At 74.4% G+C, this 15,786-nt stretch carries 15 protein-coding genes and 1 pseudogene; 7 read left to right on the top strand and 9 right to left on the bottom strand.

Features of this window, described 5'->3' with window-relative positions; genetic code table 11:
• The first annotated feature begins 18 nt into the window (after positions 1 to 18).
• Positions 19 to 843, top strand: a complete 825-nt coding sequence (locus tag ACVJO7_RS15825) for a GNAT family N-acetyltransferase (protein ID WP_491673502.1) — start codon at positions 19 to 21, stop codon at positions 841 to 843.
• Here the strand turns inward: ACVJO7_RS15825 and ACVJO7_RS15820 are convergent.
• The 5 genes and pseudogenes from ACVJO7_RS15820 to panD form a co-directional block, all read right to left on the bottom strand.
• The gene (locus ACVJO7_RS15820; protein ID WP_491673501.1) at positions 831 to 965 is read right to left on the bottom strand and encodes a hypothetical protein; all 135 of its coding nucleotides are present in this window, start codon (positions 963 to 965) and stop codon (positions 831 to 833) included. The genes ACVJO7_RS15825 and ACVJO7_RS15820 overlap by 13 nt on opposite strands.
• The gene (locus tag ACVJO7_RS15815; RefSeq protein ID WP_491673500.1) at positions 953 to 1,261 is read right to left on the bottom strand and encodes a hypothetical protein; all 309 of its coding nucleotides are present in this window, start codon (positions 1,259 to 1,261) and stop codon (positions 953 to 955) included. The genes ACVJO7_RS15820 and ACVJO7_RS15815 overlap by 13 nt, the downstream gene beginning before the upstream one ends.
• 22 nt (positions 1,262 to 1,283) lie before the next feature.
• Positions 1,284 to 1,415, bottom strand: a pseudogene (locus ACVJO7_RS15810) (formyltransferase family protein); the annotation flags it as partial.
• A gap of 37 nt (positions 1,416 to 1,452) precedes the next feature.
• Entirely contained in the window at positions 1,453 to 2,307 is an 855-nt protein-coding gene (locus tag ACVJO7_RS15805; protein ID WP_491673499.1) for an alpha/beta fold hydrolase, read from the bottom strand.
• 6 nt (positions 2,308 to 2,313) lie between these two features.
• Positions 2,314 to 2,736: an aspartate 1-decarboxylase gene (gene panD / locus ACVJO7_RS15800; RefSeq protein ID WP_491673498.1), complete on the bottom strand. Its 423-nt coding sequence runs from the start codon at positions 2,734 to 2,736 to the stop codon at positions 2,314 to 2,316.
• 486 nt (positions 2,737 to 3,222) lie between these two features.
• Between panD and ACVJO7_RS15795 the strand changes: the two genes are divergently transcribed.
• A complete protein-coding gene (locus tag ACVJO7_RS15795; RefSeq protein ID WP_491673497.1) occupies positions 3,223 to 4,137 on the top strand; it encodes a glycine betaine ABC transporter substrate-binding protein in 915 nt (304 codons plus the stop codon).
• Positions 4,138 to 4,142: 5 nt separating this feature from the next.
• Here ACVJO7_RS15795 and ACVJO7_RS15790 read toward each other — a convergent pair whose 3' ends face one another.
• The gene (locus tag ACVJO7_RS15790; RefSeq protein WP_491673496.1) at positions 4,143 to 5,183 is read right to left on the bottom strand and encodes a zinc-binding dehydrogenase; all 1,041 of its coding nucleotides are present in this window, start codon (positions 5,181 to 5,183) and stop codon (positions 4,143 to 4,145) included.
• A gap of 81 nt (positions 5,184 to 5,264) precedes the next feature.
• Here ACVJO7_RS15790 and ACVJO7_RS15785 point away from each other — a divergent pair, with 81 nt between their 5' ends.
• A complete protein-coding gene (locus ACVJO7_RS15785) occupies positions 5,265 to 5,834 on the top strand; it encodes a TetR/AcrR family transcriptional regulator (protein WP_491673495.1) in 570 nt (189 codons plus the stop codon).
• An 11-nt stretch (positions 5,835 to 5,845) separates the two neighbouring features.
• On the opposite strand, the gene ACVJO7_RS15780 is transcribed toward ACVJO7_RS15785, so the two are convergent.
• Entirely contained in the window at positions 5,846 to 6,664 is an 819-nt protein-coding gene (locus ACVJO7_RS15780; protein ID WP_491673494.1) for a DUF2382 domain-containing protein, read from the bottom strand.
• 494 nt (positions 6,665 to 7,158) lie between these two features.
• On the opposite strand from ACVJO7_RS15780, the gene ACVJO7_RS15775 reads away from it, so the two are divergent.
• The 4 genes from ACVJO7_RS15775 (at position 7,159) to ACVJO7_RS15760 (ending at position 12,617) form a co-directional block, all read left to right on the top strand.
• Positions 7,159 to 8,856 carry a phosphatidylglycerol lysyltransferase domain-containing protein gene (locus ACVJO7_RS15775; protein WP_491673628.1) on the top strand — a complete coding sequence of 566 codons (1,698 nt, stop codon included), beginning with the start codon at positions 7,159 to 7,161 and terminating at the stop codon, positions 8,854 to 8,856.
• A 45-nt stretch (positions 8,857 to 8,901) separates the two neighbouring features.
• Positions 8,902 to 10,947 carry an NAD(+) synthase gene (locus ACVJO7_RS15770; protein WP_491673493.1) on the top strand — a complete coding sequence of 682 codons (2,046 nt, stop codon included), beginning with the start codon at positions 8,902 to 8,904 and terminating at the stop codon, positions 10,945 to 10,947.
• Positions 10,948 to 11,263: 316 nt separating this feature from the next.
• Positions 11,264 to 11,554: a hypothetical protein gene (locus tag ACVJO7_RS15765; RefSeq protein ID WP_491673492.1), complete on the top strand. Its 291-nt coding sequence runs from the start codon at positions 11,264 to 11,266 to the stop codon at positions 11,552 to 11,554.
• 265 nt (positions 11,555 to 11,819) lie between these two features.
• A complete protein-coding gene (locus ACVJO7_RS15760; RefSeq protein WP_491673491.1) occupies positions 11,820 to 12,617 on the top strand; it encodes a VldE C-terminal domain-containing protein in 798 nt (265 codons plus the stop codon).
• Here the strand turns inward: ACVJO7_RS15760 and ACVJO7_RS15755 are convergent.
• Positions 12,614 to 14,680, bottom strand: coding sequence for a PhoX family protein (locus ACVJO7_RS15755; RefSeq protein WP_491673490.1), 2,067 nt, complete (start codon positions 14,678 to 14,680; stop codon positions 12,614 to 12,616). The genes ACVJO7_RS15760 and ACVJO7_RS15755 overlap by 4 nt on opposite strands.
• 283 nt (positions 14,681 to 14,963) lie before the next feature.
• Positions 14,964 to 15,692, bottom strand: a complete 729-nt coding sequence (locus ACVJO7_RS15750) for a LuxR C-terminal-related transcriptional regulator (protein ID WP_344029737.1) — start codon at positions 15,690 to 15,692, stop codon at positions 14,964 to 14,966.
• Between the last annotated feature and the right edge of the window lie 94 nt (positions 15,693 to 15,786).

Genomic DNA, 15,786 nt, shown 5'->3' with positions numbered 1-15,786 from the left:
CGGTGGACCGGCCCGGACATGAGCGATCCGGTCGACCGGGAGCGGCACCGGCTGGTCAAGCGCGCTGCTGCTGGACACCGGCGCCCGGCCGGAGCCGGGGCCGCACACCGGGAACGGGCCGGGGCCGCACACCGGTGCCGGGCCGGGGCAGCACGCCGGGACCGGGCCGGACGGCCTCGCCGGACTGGTCCGCGGGCTCACCGCCGCGCGGGACCGCGAGTCCGGCGGCCCGGCCCTCGACCTGCTGGGCCGCTGGCTCACCGAGCCGCACCTGTGGCGCCGCCCGGAGCTGCACCCGACGCCCTGGCACCGGATCCCGAACCCGCTGGCACCCGCCGTCGGCGCAGCGCTCGCCGATCCGCCGGTGCCGGTCCGCTGTGGAGGGTTCACGCTGCGCCCGGCGCTGCCCGGCCCGACGACGTCCGGCTGGTCGCCGGATGGATGCGCACGCCGTCGGTGTCCCGGTTCTTCGGCCAGCCGTGGCCGGACGAGCGGTGGGCCCGCGAGCTGGCCGGGCACGGCCCCGGCAGCGGGACCGCGGCGCTGCTCGCCGAGCGCACCGGCGACCCGGGCGCCGGGCCGGTCGGCTACCTCGAGCTCTACTGCCCGGCGCGGCATCCGCTCGCGCGCGCGTTCCCGGCCACCCCGGACGACGTCGGCGTGCACCTGGCGATCGCCCCCGGCGAGCACGGCCGCGGTGTCGGCTCGGCCCTGCTGGCCGAGCCGGACGCCCGCAACACCGCCGCGCAGCGGGCCTTCCGCCGGGCCGGGTTCCGGCCGGTGGAGCAGATCGCGCTGCCGCACAAGGACGCGGTGCTGCTGGTGCGGGATCAGTCCAGGTAGCCGGTGGCGACCGGGAACAGGTCGCGGCCGGTCAGCTCCCGGCCGTCCGCGATGCGCAGCAGCTCCAGGCAGAGTCCGGGATTGCGGCCGCGGCGGGCGTCCGGGCCGGTCACCACGACCACGCCGGTCCCCTCGTGCAGGGTGAGCCGGCCGGGGTCCCGCCGTAGGCGGTGTCGGTGACCCGGGCCCGCAGCACCCGGATCCGGCTGCCCTCGTGCTCGAACCAGGCGTTCGGGTACGGATCGACATGGGCGCGCACCAGGTTGAACAGGTCGCGCGCCGGCCAGGTCCAGTCCAGCCGGTTCTCCCGGTCGGTGCGCCGGTGGAAGTACGACGCCGCGGACCGGTCCTGCGGCACCGGGCGCGCGGTCCCGGTCCGCAGCTGCTCCAGCGCCTCGACGGTGATCGGGCCGAACATCGCCAGGGGGCCGGTCGAACAGGTCGACGACGGTGTCGTCGTCGGTGATCGGGGTGGACCCGCTGAGCAGGACGTCGCCGGCGTCGAAGTCGGCGTCCATCGTGTGCGCGGTGACGCCCACTTCGGCCTCGTCGTTGATCAGCGTCCAGTTGAGCGGCGCGAAACCGGCTCAGGCGGGCAGCAGCCCCAGGTCATGTATCCGAACGCGACGACGCGCACTGCACTCTCCTCCGGTTGGACAGCAGGAAGTCCACGATCAGCCGGTTCACCTGCTCGGGCCGTTCCAGGTAGCCGTAGTGCCCCGCGTCGGCGATCTCGGCGTACACCGCGCCCGGGACGGCGTCGGCGACCTCCCGGCTGAGCGCGGGCGGGATCACCCGGTCCTGCGCGAACCCGACCACCAGCAGCGGCACCCGGATGTCCCGATAGGCGTCGCGCCGGTCGCCGAGCGCCCCGGAGACCGCGAGCTGGGCGCGCAGCCCCGGCCCGGAGCGCCCGGCGGCGAACTCCAGAACGTCGAGCCAGTCGTTCGCGGTCCGCTCGGCGGCCAGCGTGGCCGGTGCCAGGTTCAGCACCGCCTCCACCGCGGCCCGGTACCGGGCGGGCAGCTCGACGCCGGCGTCGATCAGCGCGATCTCGCCCTCGGTGTAGGCGCGCTGGACCGGATCGAGCCGGGCGTGCGCGGCCAGTGCGACCGCGGAGCGGACCAGCTCGGGACGGGTCAGGGCCAGCTCCTGGGTGACCCGGGCGCCGAGCGAGGTCCCGACCACGTGTGCCGATCCGGCGCCGAGCAGCCCGATCAGGCCGGCGACGTCGCCGACCATGTCCTCGATCGTGATCCCGCCGGGGCAGGGTGCCGTGGCGGCCACCCCGCGGGCGTCGAACGTGATCGTCCGGAACCGGGCCGCGACCAGCGCGGGGACCTGGTGCAGGTGCCAGGCCCGGCCGGAGGCGCCGGTGCCCATGACCATGACGAGCGGTTCGCCGTCCGGTGGGCCGGTGACCTCGTAGGGCAGCGCGGCGCCGGGCAGCTCAGCGGTCGGCACCGCGGCTCAGGCCTGCGCCAGCGAGCGGCCGGACTGCTGACCGGGTGCGCCGGGCACCGGAGCCGCCGGGTCCGATCCGAGATGGACCTGCCGGTTCCGCTCGTCCACATGCACCACCGACGGCCGGTGCGCCGCCAGCTCGTCGGCCGCCAGCGCGACGAAGCTCATCAGGATGACCAGGTCGCCGGGGTGCACCAGGTGCGCCGCCGCACCGTTGATGCCGATCACCCCGCTGCCGGCCTCGCCGGTGATCGCGTAGGTCTCCAGGCGGGCCCCGTTGGTGATGTCCACGACCTGCACGAGCTCGCCCTCGCGCAGGTCGGCCGCGGCCATCAGGTCCGCGTCTATCGTGATCGACCCGACGTAGTGCAGGTCGGCCTGGGTCACCGTGGCCCGGTGGATCTTGCCGTTCAGCATCGTGCGGCGCACACCCGCTCCATTCTTTAGGCGTGTCTAACCTAAGTTGTTAGCGGCGGCGGGACAACGTCGAACCCTCAGGTTCGTTGTGGCTTCAGTCTCGCCAATCCTGAAGTGAGGCTTACTTCATCCAGCGGCCGCCCAGACCGAGGGTGTCCCATGACTCCCCTGCCCGGTCAACCGACTCTCCGTGACCGGGACGACAGCAGCGGACGTCCGCGCTACCGGCCCGAGCCCGTCCGCGCCTGCTCCGCGGCCGGCCCGACGATCACTCCGGGTAACCGTGAACCGTCCGGCGAGTCCGGTTGCTTTCAATCACGATCAGTAGTTTCCCCCGATTATCAGCCATCTTCATACGTCGCTGACTTCGAGACTCCCCGTTGCGCGCAAGCGACGTTCATGGTCGTCTATACGCTCCGTGATCGACCTTCGCTCCCCGGGAAGTCATTCGTGTTCGCTCGCACGACCGTTCTCCGACGTTCCTCCCGCCTCGCACTGGTGCTCGCCGCCCTGATCGTCACGGCAGCCTGCGGGCCCCCCGCCAATCCCGGCTCGCTCGCCGCCGCCGCCGACCTCTCCGGCCAGACCTACGTCGTCGGCTCGAAGGACTTCGACGAGCAGCTCGTCCTCTGCCAGATCACCGTCGCCGCGCTGGAGGAGGCCGGCGCGTCGGTCACCGATCGGTGCGACCTCGGCAGCACCGACGAGACTCGGCAGGCGCTGCTCGACGGCGACATCTCGATGTACTGGGAGTACACCGGCACCGCATGGGCGTCGTTCATGCGCGAGCCGGAGCGGATCCCGGACGCCGACGTGCTCGCCCAGGTGCGCCAGCGTGATCTGGCCGACAACGACATCGTCTGGCTCCGGCCGGGCGGGTTCAACAACACCTACGCCTTCGCCGTTGCCGGCGGGCCGGCCGCAGCGCTGCAGCTGAACACGATCAGCGACATGCTCGCCTACCTGCGGTCCGACCAGCCCGGGACGATCTGCGTCGAGCCCGAGTACCACTCCCGCGAGGACGGCCTGCGCGGCCTGCAGCAGCTCTACGAGGCGGAGATCCCGCCGGACCGGGTGCAGGTCATCGACGAGAACCTGATCTACCAGTCCACCGCCGACCAGGTCTGTCTGTTCGGCGAGGTGTACAGCACCGACGGGCGGATCCTGCAGTTCGGCCTGAAGGTGCTCGAGGACGACCGCAACTACCACGTCACCTACACCCCGGTGCCGACCCTGCGGCGGGACGCCTACGACCGCGCCCCGGAGGTGGCCCGGGTGCTCGACCCGCTCTCCGCGGCGCTGGACTACCCGACGATCCTGGAGCTGAACAGCCAGGTGTCCGCCGGGTACGAGTCACCGCGCGACGTCGCCAGGGCCTGGCTCGCCACGCACGGGTTCATCAGCCGACTCTGAGCGACTCACGGCGCCAGCACGATCTTCCCCACGTGCTGCCCGCGGAGGAACTCCGCCTGCGCCGCTGGGAGCTCGGCGAGCGGGTACCGGGCGGCGATCCGAGGCCGCACGGTGCCCGCCCGCGCCTGCGCGACCAGCCCGGCGAAGTGCGCACGGGTGTGCATCGACGACCCGACGAGCGAGACGTTGTGCAGGTAGAGGCGGCGCAGGTCGAGCTCGACGACCGGCCCGGCGACCGCGCCCGCGATCACCCACCGGCCGCCGTCGCGCACCGCGGGCAGCAGCGCGGGTAGCAGGTCGCCGCCGGCGACGTCGAGCACCGCGTCGAGCCGGTGCGGCGCGGCGGCCGCGACCGCGGCGGCGCCACCCGACCGGTCGACCGTCGCACCGGCCCCGGCGGCGCGGACGGCGGCCGCCTTCGCCGCCGAGGTCACCGCCACCACGTGCGCGCCGCGGGCCGCGGCGAGCTGCACCAGTGCCAGCCCGACGCCGCCGGAGGCCCCGGTGACCAGAACGTTCTCGCCGGGGCCGATCCGGCCGCGCTCCAGCATCCCGGCGGCGGTGCCGTACGCGACCGGCAGCGCGGCCAGCTCCGCGTCGGTCAGCGGGGAGTCGCCGACGTCGTGCACCCGGCCGGCGTCGGCGAGCAGGAAGCCGGCGAAGGCGCCGTCCGCCTCGCTGCCGAGCAGCCCGACCGGCCCGGCGTCCGGGTCGTCCCGCTCGTACCGGGCCGGATCGACGAGCACCCGCCGGCCGGCCGGGACCCCGTGCATCCCCGGGCCGGCCGCCGCCACCACGCCCGCCGCGTCGCCGCCCTGGATCCGCGGGAACCGCAGCGGTCCGCGCCAGCCGGCCCGGGCCGCGGGATCGCCGGGTAGGCCGTAGGCGCCGGTCCGGGTCCACACGTCGGTGTTGTTCAGGGCCGCGGCGGTGACCCGCACCAGCACCTGCCCGGGGCCCGGGGCCGGCACCGTCCGCTCCCGCCACCGCAGCATCTCCGGCCCGCCGTGCCCGGTCAGCTCCCACGCCCGCATCGTGGCCGCCATACCGCCCTCCAAGTTCACCGATCTGTGAAGTAGACTGCTGGCGCAACAATACACAGATCTGTGAATAACTGAGGGGGACGCGTGTCACCGACGCTCACGCCGGGCGCCCGGCGGATCCTGGACGTCGCGGCGGCGCTGTTCTACGAGCGCGGCATCAACGCCGTCGGGGTCGACCTGATCGCCGCCGAGTCCGGCGTCACCAAGCGCACGCTCTACGACCGGTTCGGCTCCAAGGACGCACTCGTCGCCCGTTACCTGCAGGAACGCGACGAGCGCTGGCGCGACGCGGTGCGCGCCCGGCTGGCCGCGCTGGACACCCCGGCGGAGCGGGTGCTCGCCCCGTTCGACGTGCTGGTGCCGTGGACCGCGGCGAACGAGCGCGGCTGCGCCTTCGTGAACGCCTTCGCCGAGCTGCCCGATCCCGGGCACCCCGGCCGTGCCGTCATCGCCGACGAGAAGCGCTGGCTGCGCGATCTGCTGCGCGACGAGCTGGCCGCCGCGGGCGCCGCGGATCCCGACGGCGGAGCGCTGGTACTGCTGTTGCTGCACGAGGGGGCGCTGGCCACCACCGGCGCCGGCGGCCTGCCCGGGGCCGCCGAGGCCGCCCGCCGGGAGGCCGCCGCCGTCCGGGACCGCGCCCTGACACGCTGACGCGGCCCTCGTCAGCGCTCCAGGGTGTCCGACGGGTCGTCGACGTCGATGCGCTCCTTGCGCACCGTGTCGGAGACCGTCTCGTCCTCGGTCACCGTGCGGGTCCCCAGCCGGACCTTCTCCACGGCCTCGGTGGTCTTGTCCACCACCGGGCGCTCGCGGTGCAGGGTGACCTCGTGCTCCTCCTCGCCGATCGCGCCGGACGATCCGGCTGCGGCGCCGTCGGTGATCGGCTCCCGCTCGAGCCGGACCTCCTCGCGGCTGACCGGCACGGTGACCGTCTCGTCCTCGGTGACGACGTACTTGCGCAGCGCCACCCGTCCGGTCTCCTCGGACTCGGTGCCGACCCGCAGCCGCTCCTCGTGCCGGACCATCGCATCGTCCCCGGACATCCCGGCGGAGTCACCGGACATCCCGGCGGACCGCCCGTCGCCGGCGCCCGCGCGGCCGGCCTCGGCGGTGCCGGCCGCGTGCCTGCCGTCACCGGCGGTGCCCGCGGTGCCGGCGGTGCCGGTCGCGGCGGTGCCGTAGTGGCGGTACAGCTCGTCCTCCTCGGACCCGGTGAGCCGCTCGTCGGACCGGCCCACGTGCGGGCAGTCCTTCACCTGCTGCTTCTCCACCGGCAGCTCGACCCCGGAGTCCCGCAGGTCGGCGTTGCGCAGCGGGACGAAGCTCTCCTTGGTGCCGAACAGGCCGGTGTTCACCGTGGCCCAGGTCGGCGTGCCGTCGTTCTCGTCCAGGTAGACCTGGCCGATCTTGCCGACCTTCTCGCCGTGCGAGTCGACCGCCTGGCGCCCGATCAGGTCCCGGGTCATGTCCTTCGTGATCATCCTGTTCGCCTCCGTGAGTCGATCGATGCGGTGCACATTCGGACACCCCAGGGATCGACGGCCCGGGCCCGCTCCATGCACCGACCGGCCCGGCACCCGTCGGACGGGTGTGCACCGTCACGCCGTCGGACCAGCGGGAAGCGTTGCGGGACAACGCAGGGTCCATCCGGTGACCGCTGCGGGCGACTTCGTACGAGATGTTTGGGACACCATCACCCCGGACGCCCGACCGGCCGGTCCGCCCGGCACGTCCGGTTCGCCCGATCTGCCGCACCTCACCGCCCCGACCGGCGACGCGGGCCGGGCCGCGCGCGCCGGACGGGCCCGCGGCGCTAGCGTCCGGAGCGGCTACCGTCCGCCGCCGGGCCGCACCGGGCCCGGGCGGGGCGGATCGACAGGAGGATCGCGTGGCGGCCGACACCGCCGGTGGACAACGGCGCGGCCCGGTCCGCGCCGGGAACCCGCGCCCGGATCCGGAGGCGCGGCGGCGACGGCTGTCCGAGGCGGCCGTCGTCCGGGCGGTCGTGTGGGCGGCCCGGATCGTCGGGCTGCTGACCGTCGCCACCGCGGTGCTGCCCGCGCCGCGCCGGCTGCTGGGCAGCGAGCTGCGCAGCTCGCTGGGCCTCCCGCCGGGCGTCGGGCTCGCCGGTCTGGTGGTGACCGCGGTCGCCGGGGTCGGGCTGCTGCTGCTCGCCACCGGGTTGCGCAGGCGCAAGCAGCGGGCCTGGTGGGTGGCGACCGGGACGACCGCCGTGCTGCTGGTGGTCAACGTGCTGCACGTCGTCGACCAGCGGCACGGGCTCACCCCGGCGGTGCTGGTCGGCGCGCTGCTGGTGGCGCTGCTGGCGACCCGCCGGTACTTCGTGGCCCGCCAGGACCCGGGCGGGCTCGGCCGGGCGGTCCGCACGCTCGTCCAGTTCGGGCTGGCCGGCTTCCTGATCGTCTGGGTGCTGCTCGCCCTGAACCCGCGGCGGCTGGCCGACGACCCGTCGATCGCCGCGCAGGCGGCGCACGCCGGGCTGTCGCTGATCGGCGTCACCGGGCCGGTGACGTTCGCCCCGCACGCGCTCTGGCTCGACGACCTGACCGCCGCGGCCGGGCTGACCTTCGGCGTCGTCGCCGTGCTCACCGCCGGGTACCACCTGCTGCGCTCGCCGGAGCCGCGCCCGTCGCTGCTGCCGGAGGACGAGGAGGGGCTGCGCGCGCTGCTGCGGCAGCGCGACGGCGACTCGCTCGGCTACTTCGCGCTGCGCCGGGACAAGGCCGCGGTGGTCGCGCACGGCGGCAAGTCCGCCGTGTCCTACCGGGTGCTGGCCGGGGTCGCGCTGGCCTCCGGCGATCCGGTCGGGGACGTCGGCGCCTGGCCCGGCGCGATCGAGGCGTTCCTGCACGAGTGCACCCGCTACGGCTGGTCGCCCGCGGTGCTCGGCTGCTCCGAGCGCGGCGCGACCGCCTGGGCGAAGGCCGGGCTGGACGCGCTGGAGCTCGGCGACGAGGCGGTGCTCGACACGGCCACGTTCACCCTGGACGGGCGGCCGATGCGCGGCGTGCGGCAGACCGTGAAGCGGATGCAGCGGCTCGGGCACACCGCGGTCGTGCGCCGGCTGCACGACTACGACGACGACGAGCGCACCCGGATCGCGCAGCGCGCCCAGCGCTGGCGCGGCGACGAGCACGAGCGCGGCTTCTCGATGGCCTCGTCGCGGGTGGCCGATCCGGCCGATCCGGACGCGGTGGTCGTCACCGTGTTCCGCGACGGCGAACCGAGCGGGATGCTGCAGCTCGTCCCCTGGGGCCCGGACGGGCTGTCGCTGGACCTGATGGTCCGCGACGCCGCCGCCGACAACGGGATCAACGAACTGATGATCGCCGAGCTGATGGCGGCCGCCCCGCAGCTGGGCGTGCGGCGGGTGTCGCTGAACTTCGCGGTGTTCCGGTCCGCGCTGGAACGCGGCGAGCGGATCGGCGCCGGGCCGGTCGCCCGCGGCTGGGCCCGGCTGCTGCGGCTGGCCTCGCGCTGGTGGCAGATCGACTCGCTGTACCGCTTCAACGCCAAGTTCCGGCCCGACTGGTACCCGCGCTACGTGCTGTTCCCGGCCGTCCGGGACCTGCCGCGGATCCTGTTCGTCGTGCTGGAGGCGGAGGGCTTCGGCGGGCGGCCCCCTGCGGTGCTGCGGCTGCTGCGCCGCTGACCGGGTCCCGGGCGGCGCGGCGGCCGCGCGGGGGAGAATGCCGATGTGGACTTCCGCTCCGTGTACCGCCAGCACTTCCTGCGTTCCGCCGCGGCCACCCTGCACACCACGATGGCGCAGCCGGCCGCGAACGCCGCCGCCGTGCTGGAGACCGCCCGCGCCTGCCACGACGACGGCGTCGGGCTGGTCGTGTACCCCGAGCTGACGCTGTCCGGCTACTCGATCGAGGACGTCCTGCTGCAGGACACCCTGCTGGAGGCCGTCGAGCGCGAGCTGGTCGCGCTCGCCGACGCGACCGCCGAGCTGCTGCCGGTGCTCGTCGTCGGGGCACCGCTGCGGTACCGGCACCGGATCTACAACACCGCGGTGGTGATCCACCGCGGCCGGATCCTCGGCGTCGCCCCCAAGTCGTACCTGCCCACCTACCGCGAGTTCTACGAGCGCCGCCAGACCGCCGCCGGCGACGACGTGCGCGGCGCCACCATCCGGCTCGGCGGCGTCGAGCACCCGTTCGGCACCGACCTGCTGTTCGCCGCGCAGGACCTGCCCGGCTTCGTGCTGCACGTCGAGATCTGCGAGGACTTCTGGGTGCCGATCCCGCCGTCGGCCGAGGCCGCGCTGGCCGGGGCGACGGTGCTGGCGAACCTGTCCGGCTCGCCGATCACCGTCGGCCGCGCCGACGAGCGCCGGCTGCTGTGCCGCTCGGCGTCCGCCCGCTGCACCGCCGGGTACGTCTACGCCGCCGCCGGCGAGGGCGAGTCGACCACCGACGTCGCCTGGGACGGCCAGACCATGATCTACGAGAACGGCGTGCTGCTCGCCGAGTCCGGCCGGTTCCCGCAGGGCGCGCGGTACTCGGTGGCCGACGTCGACCTGGACCTGATCGCCGCCGAGCGGCGCAGGCAGGGCACCTTCGACGACAACCGGCGGACGCACGCCGCGCGCACCGGCGGGTTCCGCACGGTGGGCTTCCGGCTCGACCCGCCGGGCCACGACATCGGGCTGCGGCGCACCGTGGAGCGGTTCCCGTTCGTGCCCGCCGACCCGCAGCGGCTGGAGCAGGACTGCTACGAGGCGTACTCGATCCAGGTCGCCGGGCTGGAGCAGCGGCTGCGCGCCATCGGGCAGCCGAAGGTGGTGATCGGGGTGTCCGGCGGGCTGGACTCCACGCACGCGCTGATCGTCGCGGCCCGGGCGATGGACCGGATGGACCGCCCGCGCACCGACATCCTGGCGTTCACGATGCCCGGCTTCGCCACCTCCGAGCACACCCGGAACAACGCCGTCGCGCTGTCCGAGGCGCTCGGCGTCACCTTCGCCACGATCGACATCACGCCGACCGCGCGGACCATGCTGACCGAGATCGGGCACCCGTTCGGCCGCGGCGAGCCGGCGTACGACGTGACGTTCGAGAACGTCCAGGCCGGGCTGCGCACCGACTACCTGTTCCGGCTCGCCAACCAGCGCGGCGGGATCGTGCTCGGCACCGGCGACCTGTCCGAGCTGGCGCTGGGCTGGTCCACCTACGGTGTCGGCGACCAGATGTCGCACTACAACGTCAACGGCGGGGTGCCGAAGACGCTCATGCAGCACCTGATCCGCTGGGTGGTCTCGTCCGGGCAGTTCGACGAGCCGGTCTCCACGGTGCTCCGCTCGGTGCTCGACACCGAGATCACCCCGGAGCTGGTGCCCGCGGGCGACGGCCGCGAGGTGCAGTCCAGCCAGGCGACGGTCGGTCCGTACGCACTGCAGGACTTCACCCTCTGGTACACGCTGCGGCACGGGTTCCGGCCGTCCCGGATCGCGTTCCTGGCCGAGCACGCCTGGTCCGACGCGGCCGCCGGGCAGTGGCCGCCCGGTTTCCCCGACGACGAGCGCCCGGCCTATCCGCCGGCCGAGATCCGGCACTGGCTGCAGGTCTTCGCGCAGCGCTTCTTCGCCTTCTCCCAGTTCAAGCGGTCCGCGCTGCCGAACGGCCCGAAGGTCTCCGCGGGCGGGGCGCTCTCGCCGCGCGGGGACTGGCGGGCGCCGTCGGACATGTCGGCGGCGCTCTGGCTGGACGAGATCGCCCGGGAGATCCCGGCATACTGATCGGGTGATCCACTTTCCGCGCCGGGCGCAGCCACGGTGCGTGTCGTCGTACCTGCCGGACCGGCCGCCGATCGACCTGCCGGTTCGACGAGCGGTCCCCGGTCCGGGGTGCCTCCCGCGGCCCTGCGGCGCCGGTCACGGCCGGTCACCGGTCCGCTGCGCAACGGCGCCTGCCCCGCGGGCCGAGCAGCGGAAACGGACCGTCCGCAGTGGAGCGTCCGGGGCGGCGCCCGGGCCCCCGGATGCCGTCCCGCCCCTGCGCCACCCGGGTGATCCGCACTACTACTGTCCCCCGCAATCGACCTGGAGGTGAGTCTTGGCGCTCGCGAACATCCTGTCCGAGATGCCCGATCTGCTCGAGCGGACCCTGAGGGAGCACACCCCCGACGCCCAGGGCTTCTGCCGGGAGTGCCGGGACGCCACCGGGGTCAGTGCGACCTGGCCGTGCGTGACCCGCGAGCTCGCCGAGCAGGCCCGCTCGATGAACGGCGCCCCGCCGGCCGACACCCCGCCCGCCGGGACCGTCGCCGGGCGCCGCCGGGCGCGCGAGCTCGGCTCCGCGCCCGCCCGGCCGGCGCTGACCAACGGCCGGCACCGCTCCCCCTGACCGCTCGCCCCGGCCCTGCACCGAACGTCCGGTCGGGGCCGGTTTCCGGACATGTCCGGACGCCCGGGTGGGCGGAAAGGTTGCGACCACTCGCCGCAGCGGACGGCGCGGTCGTCTCCCCTCGCCGCCGGATGCCGGGCCGGACCGGTGCTCTTCGCTACCGTCCGGGACGGAACACGCGGTCCGGTTCCCCGACGGGCAGGGATTCCCCCGATCCCACGCTCCCCCGCAGCCCGCCCGGCCCGCGTGCCGGAGGAGAACTGTCGTGCCCCGACACCGCCACCGGCGGGCGGACGAGACCCTGTCCGGTCTTCGTCACGTCGCCACCGCGGCTGCCGTCGCCAGCGGAGCCCTCGCCGTCGTCACCCCCGTCGCCGGTCTGGAGTTCGGCCCGGTCCAGGCGGACCTGCGCCTGGCGTCCGAGTCCACCGACGAGCCCGATCTCGACGCCGCCTTCGCCGACGCCGCGGCCGCCGCCGGCGTGCCGCGCGACGAGCCGGTGCTCGGCGCCGACCTGGTCCGCTCGGCGGGCCTGCTCGACGCCACCGCCGACGCCGGCCGCGCCGCCGGCGAGGAGGCCGAGCGCATCGCCCGGGAGGCCGCCGAGCAGGCCCGCTCGGCTGCGGGCCGCGACCGCCCGCAGCCCGGCGAGGGCGCCGGCCGCGGCGGCCCGAGCAGCGCGGCCTGCGACATCGACACCAGCGGCCTCGGCCCGGTGCAGAGCTGGGTCGCCGACGCCGCCGAGTTCCTCGGCTGCGCCTACGGCCAGCCCGAGCTGATCGGCGTCGCGCAGCGCGGCAACGCCTCCGACCACCCGTCCGGCCACGCCCTGGACCTGATGGTCCGGGGCGAGACCGGCGACCGGATCGCCGAGTGCGCGCTCGCCAACGCCGACGAGCTGGGCGTCAAGTACGTGATCTGGGAGCAGCAGATGAACCACGGTTCGGGCTGGACCGAGATGGAGGACCGCGGCGACGACACCGCGAACCACGTCGACCACGTGCACATCTCGTTCGAGAAGAGCGCCGGCTCCGGCGATCCCGACCTGGGGAAGTGCGCCTAGACCCCGATCGCCCCGCGCCGGTTCCGGATCGACACCACCGCCGGCCGCGGCTGGGTGGCGCCGCCGTCCGGCCAGTGCGACGCCGGCTGCTCCGGTGAGGCGTCGTCGAGATCGCCCGGGTGCTGCACCGAGACCAGCACGAAGTCCTCGGTGACGACCGGCCCGCAGCACTCCGAGCCGACCGGCACGCTGGCGAACAGCCGGGTCGACCCGCGCTGCGGTCCCTCCAGCACGACGCCGTACAGCCCGTCGTTGATCTCCAGTGCCTGGCTGGAGTCGGTGGAGATCCACAGGTTGCCGTGCCGGTCGAAGGCCAGGTTGTCCGGCGAGGTGATCGGGCTGACCTGGGACCTGTCGAAGCCGCCGAAGTACGTCGACGGGTCCGCCGGATCGCCGCACACCAGCAGGATGGTCCAGCCGAACGTGGTGGCCGCCGGGTCGTCGCCCCGCTCGGTCAGCTCGATCACGTGCCCGTGCTGGTTGGCGTGCCGCGGGTTCGCCTCGTCGGCGCCCGCCTCGCCCGCCTTGCCGCGGTCGGAGTTGTTGGTGCAGGCGATGTACACCTTGCCGGTCCGCGGGTTCGGCTCGATGTCCTCGGGCCGGTCCATCTTGGTCGCGCCGGCCCGGTCGGCGGCGAGCCGGGTGAACACGAACACGTCGGCCACGCTCATCCCGTCCACGTAGGACGTCGTGGTGGAGGCCAGCGGCGTCCACGTCCCGCCGCCGTCGAAGGCGCCGTCGGCCGGGAGCGCACCGTCGCCGGTGATCTCGGCGGCCGGGCTGTTCCCGGTGAAGGTCGCGACGTAGAGGGTGCCGGAGGCGAGTAGGCCGGCGTTGTGCTCACGGGCGGCCCGGCTGTTCCCCCTGCGCATCCGCTTGTCGGACACGAACTTGTAGACGTAGTCGAAGCGCTCGTCGTCGCCCATGTAGACGACCGGGCGTCCGTCCCGGGTGAGCGCGACGGTGGCCCCCTCGTGCTTGAACCGGCCGAGCGCGGTGTGCTTGACCGGCTTCGCCTCCTGATCGTGCGGGTCGATCTCGACGATCCAGCCGAACCGGTTCGCCTCGTTCGGCTCCCGGGCGAGGTCCCAGCGCGGATCGACCCGCTCCCAGCGGCGCTCGGACGGGCCCTCGGCGATGCCGTACCGCTCGGCCCGCGGATCGGTCACCGGGCCGGACGCGAAGTAGCCGTCGAAGTTCTCCTCCCCGGTCAGGAAGGTGCCCCACGGGGTGGTGCCGCCCGCGCAGTTGCCGATCATGCCCAGCACCGCGCGGCCGCTCGGGTCGGCGGCGGTGCGCAGCACCTCGGCACCGGCCGCCGGGCCGTCGAACACCATCGGGGTGTCCGCGGTGATCCGCCGGTTGAGCCGGCCGGCCCGGTCGTGGCGCAGCTCGCCGGTCCGCCGGTCGCGGACCACCTCGACGACCGCGCCACCGTGCGCGGCGATCCCGATCCGGATCTGCTCCTCGGTCGGGTTCTCCTCGTCGAAGCCGCGGAACATCAGCGGTTCGAGGGTGTACTCGTGGTTGGAGTACATGACGTGCCGCTTCCCGGCGGCGTCCAGCGGCAGGATCCCGCAGAAGTCGTTGTTGTAGCCGAACTGGCGGGCCTGCGCGGCAGCGGTCTGGTTCTCGAAGTCGAACTCGGGGGCGTCCGGGAAGATCGGGTCGCCCCAGCGGACGACGACGTTGCTCGCGTAGCCGGACGGGACCCGCACGGCGTCGTCGAGGTTCGGGGCGACGGTCTCGTAGCGCAGCCCGCGGGGCGGGGACCCCGGGTGCGCTGTGCCGTGCGCTGTGCCGGCCGCGGTTCCCGCGCCGGCGGTGGCGAGCCCGGCGCCCGCGGTCAGCCCGAGCACCGCACCGGCCCGGAGCACCCCTCGGCGGTCCAGCACGGTGCGCAGGACATCACCGAAGTACCCGTTCGACGACGTGTTCGGCTCCGGCCGGGAGCAGGCGTCACCGCAGCGGTAGCGGCAGGTCAGGCCCTGCCGGCCGAGCGGGAGCAGGCGCAGCGCCGGGCGGTCGCCTGCGTCGTGGGGATCCGGGCAGCACTGGGCCACGGTCGTCCTCCTGGAACGTGGTGGGGACGAACGGCGTCGGGTCGCAACCGTTCGGTGCCCGCATCACAACAGGCGAATCCACCTACCGGGTGATCCAGGAGTGGCCGCCGGGTGAACGACCTCAGCCGGCGACGTGGTCTCGGCCGCGACCATGATCCGCGTCCCGGGAGTGCAGCGCACGCCTGCGGTCACCTGCGCTCCCCGAACAGGGATCGTGGAGAAACCGGGCCGGGGCGGGATCTCCGTGCACCCCGGCCCGGCGGTCCGTGCCGCCCGAGGGTCCTCAGACGATGCCCTGGCGGGCCGCGGTGTAGACGATCTCGGTGCGCCGCCGGACCTCCAGCTTGTCGCGCAGGTTCCGCACGTGGAATTTCACCGTCGCCTCGGAGATCCGCAGCCGGGCCCCGATCTCCCGGTTGCTCATGCCGACCGCGAGCAGCCGCAGGACCTGGTTCTCCCGGTCGGTGAGCAGCGAGGTCCGGCACAGGTCGGGGCCGGTGTCCTGGGTGTTCTCGCGCAGCACCTGCAGCGGCCCGGCGCTGCCGGTGCCGGGATCGAAGACGCCCTCGCCGCGCAGCACCGCCCGCACCGACCGCACGATCTCCGCGGTGTCGGCGCCCTTGCGCAGGTAGCCGTGCACGCCGAGGCGGACGGTGCGCATCATCGCGTCGCGGTCCCGGCAGCCGGTCAGCACCAGGATCTTCGCGCCGCGGCAGCGCTCCAGCAGGGCCCGGACCAGGTCCAGCCCCGGGCGCTCGTCGCGGCCGAACTCGATGTCGACGATGATCGCGTCCGGGCGGGAGCGCTCGGCGGCCATCAGCGCGTCCCGCGGGGAGGACGCCTCGCCCGCCGGGGCGAGATCGGGCTCCGCGGTCAGCAACGCGCGCAGACCGTGCCGGACGATCGGCTCGGAGTCGATGACCAGTACCCGGGCCGCCCGCCGGATCACCTCGGCGGAGTCGCCACCACGGACCTGCACGTCGGTGGCTCCACGAACGGCTTCGAGCGTCATCGCTGTCCTCCGGTACGTCCTCGCCGGGCCGCCTCCGTGACGACCCGGCCGCCACCGTAGGGCGGGTTACGTTGCCCGCACGTTGCGCTCGCAC

Source organism: Pseudonocardia sp. DxW, from assembly GCF_058448985.1.
The sequence above is the reverse complement of the archived record's forward strand: the minus strand, read 5'-3'. Positions and strand labels throughout refer to the sequence as shown.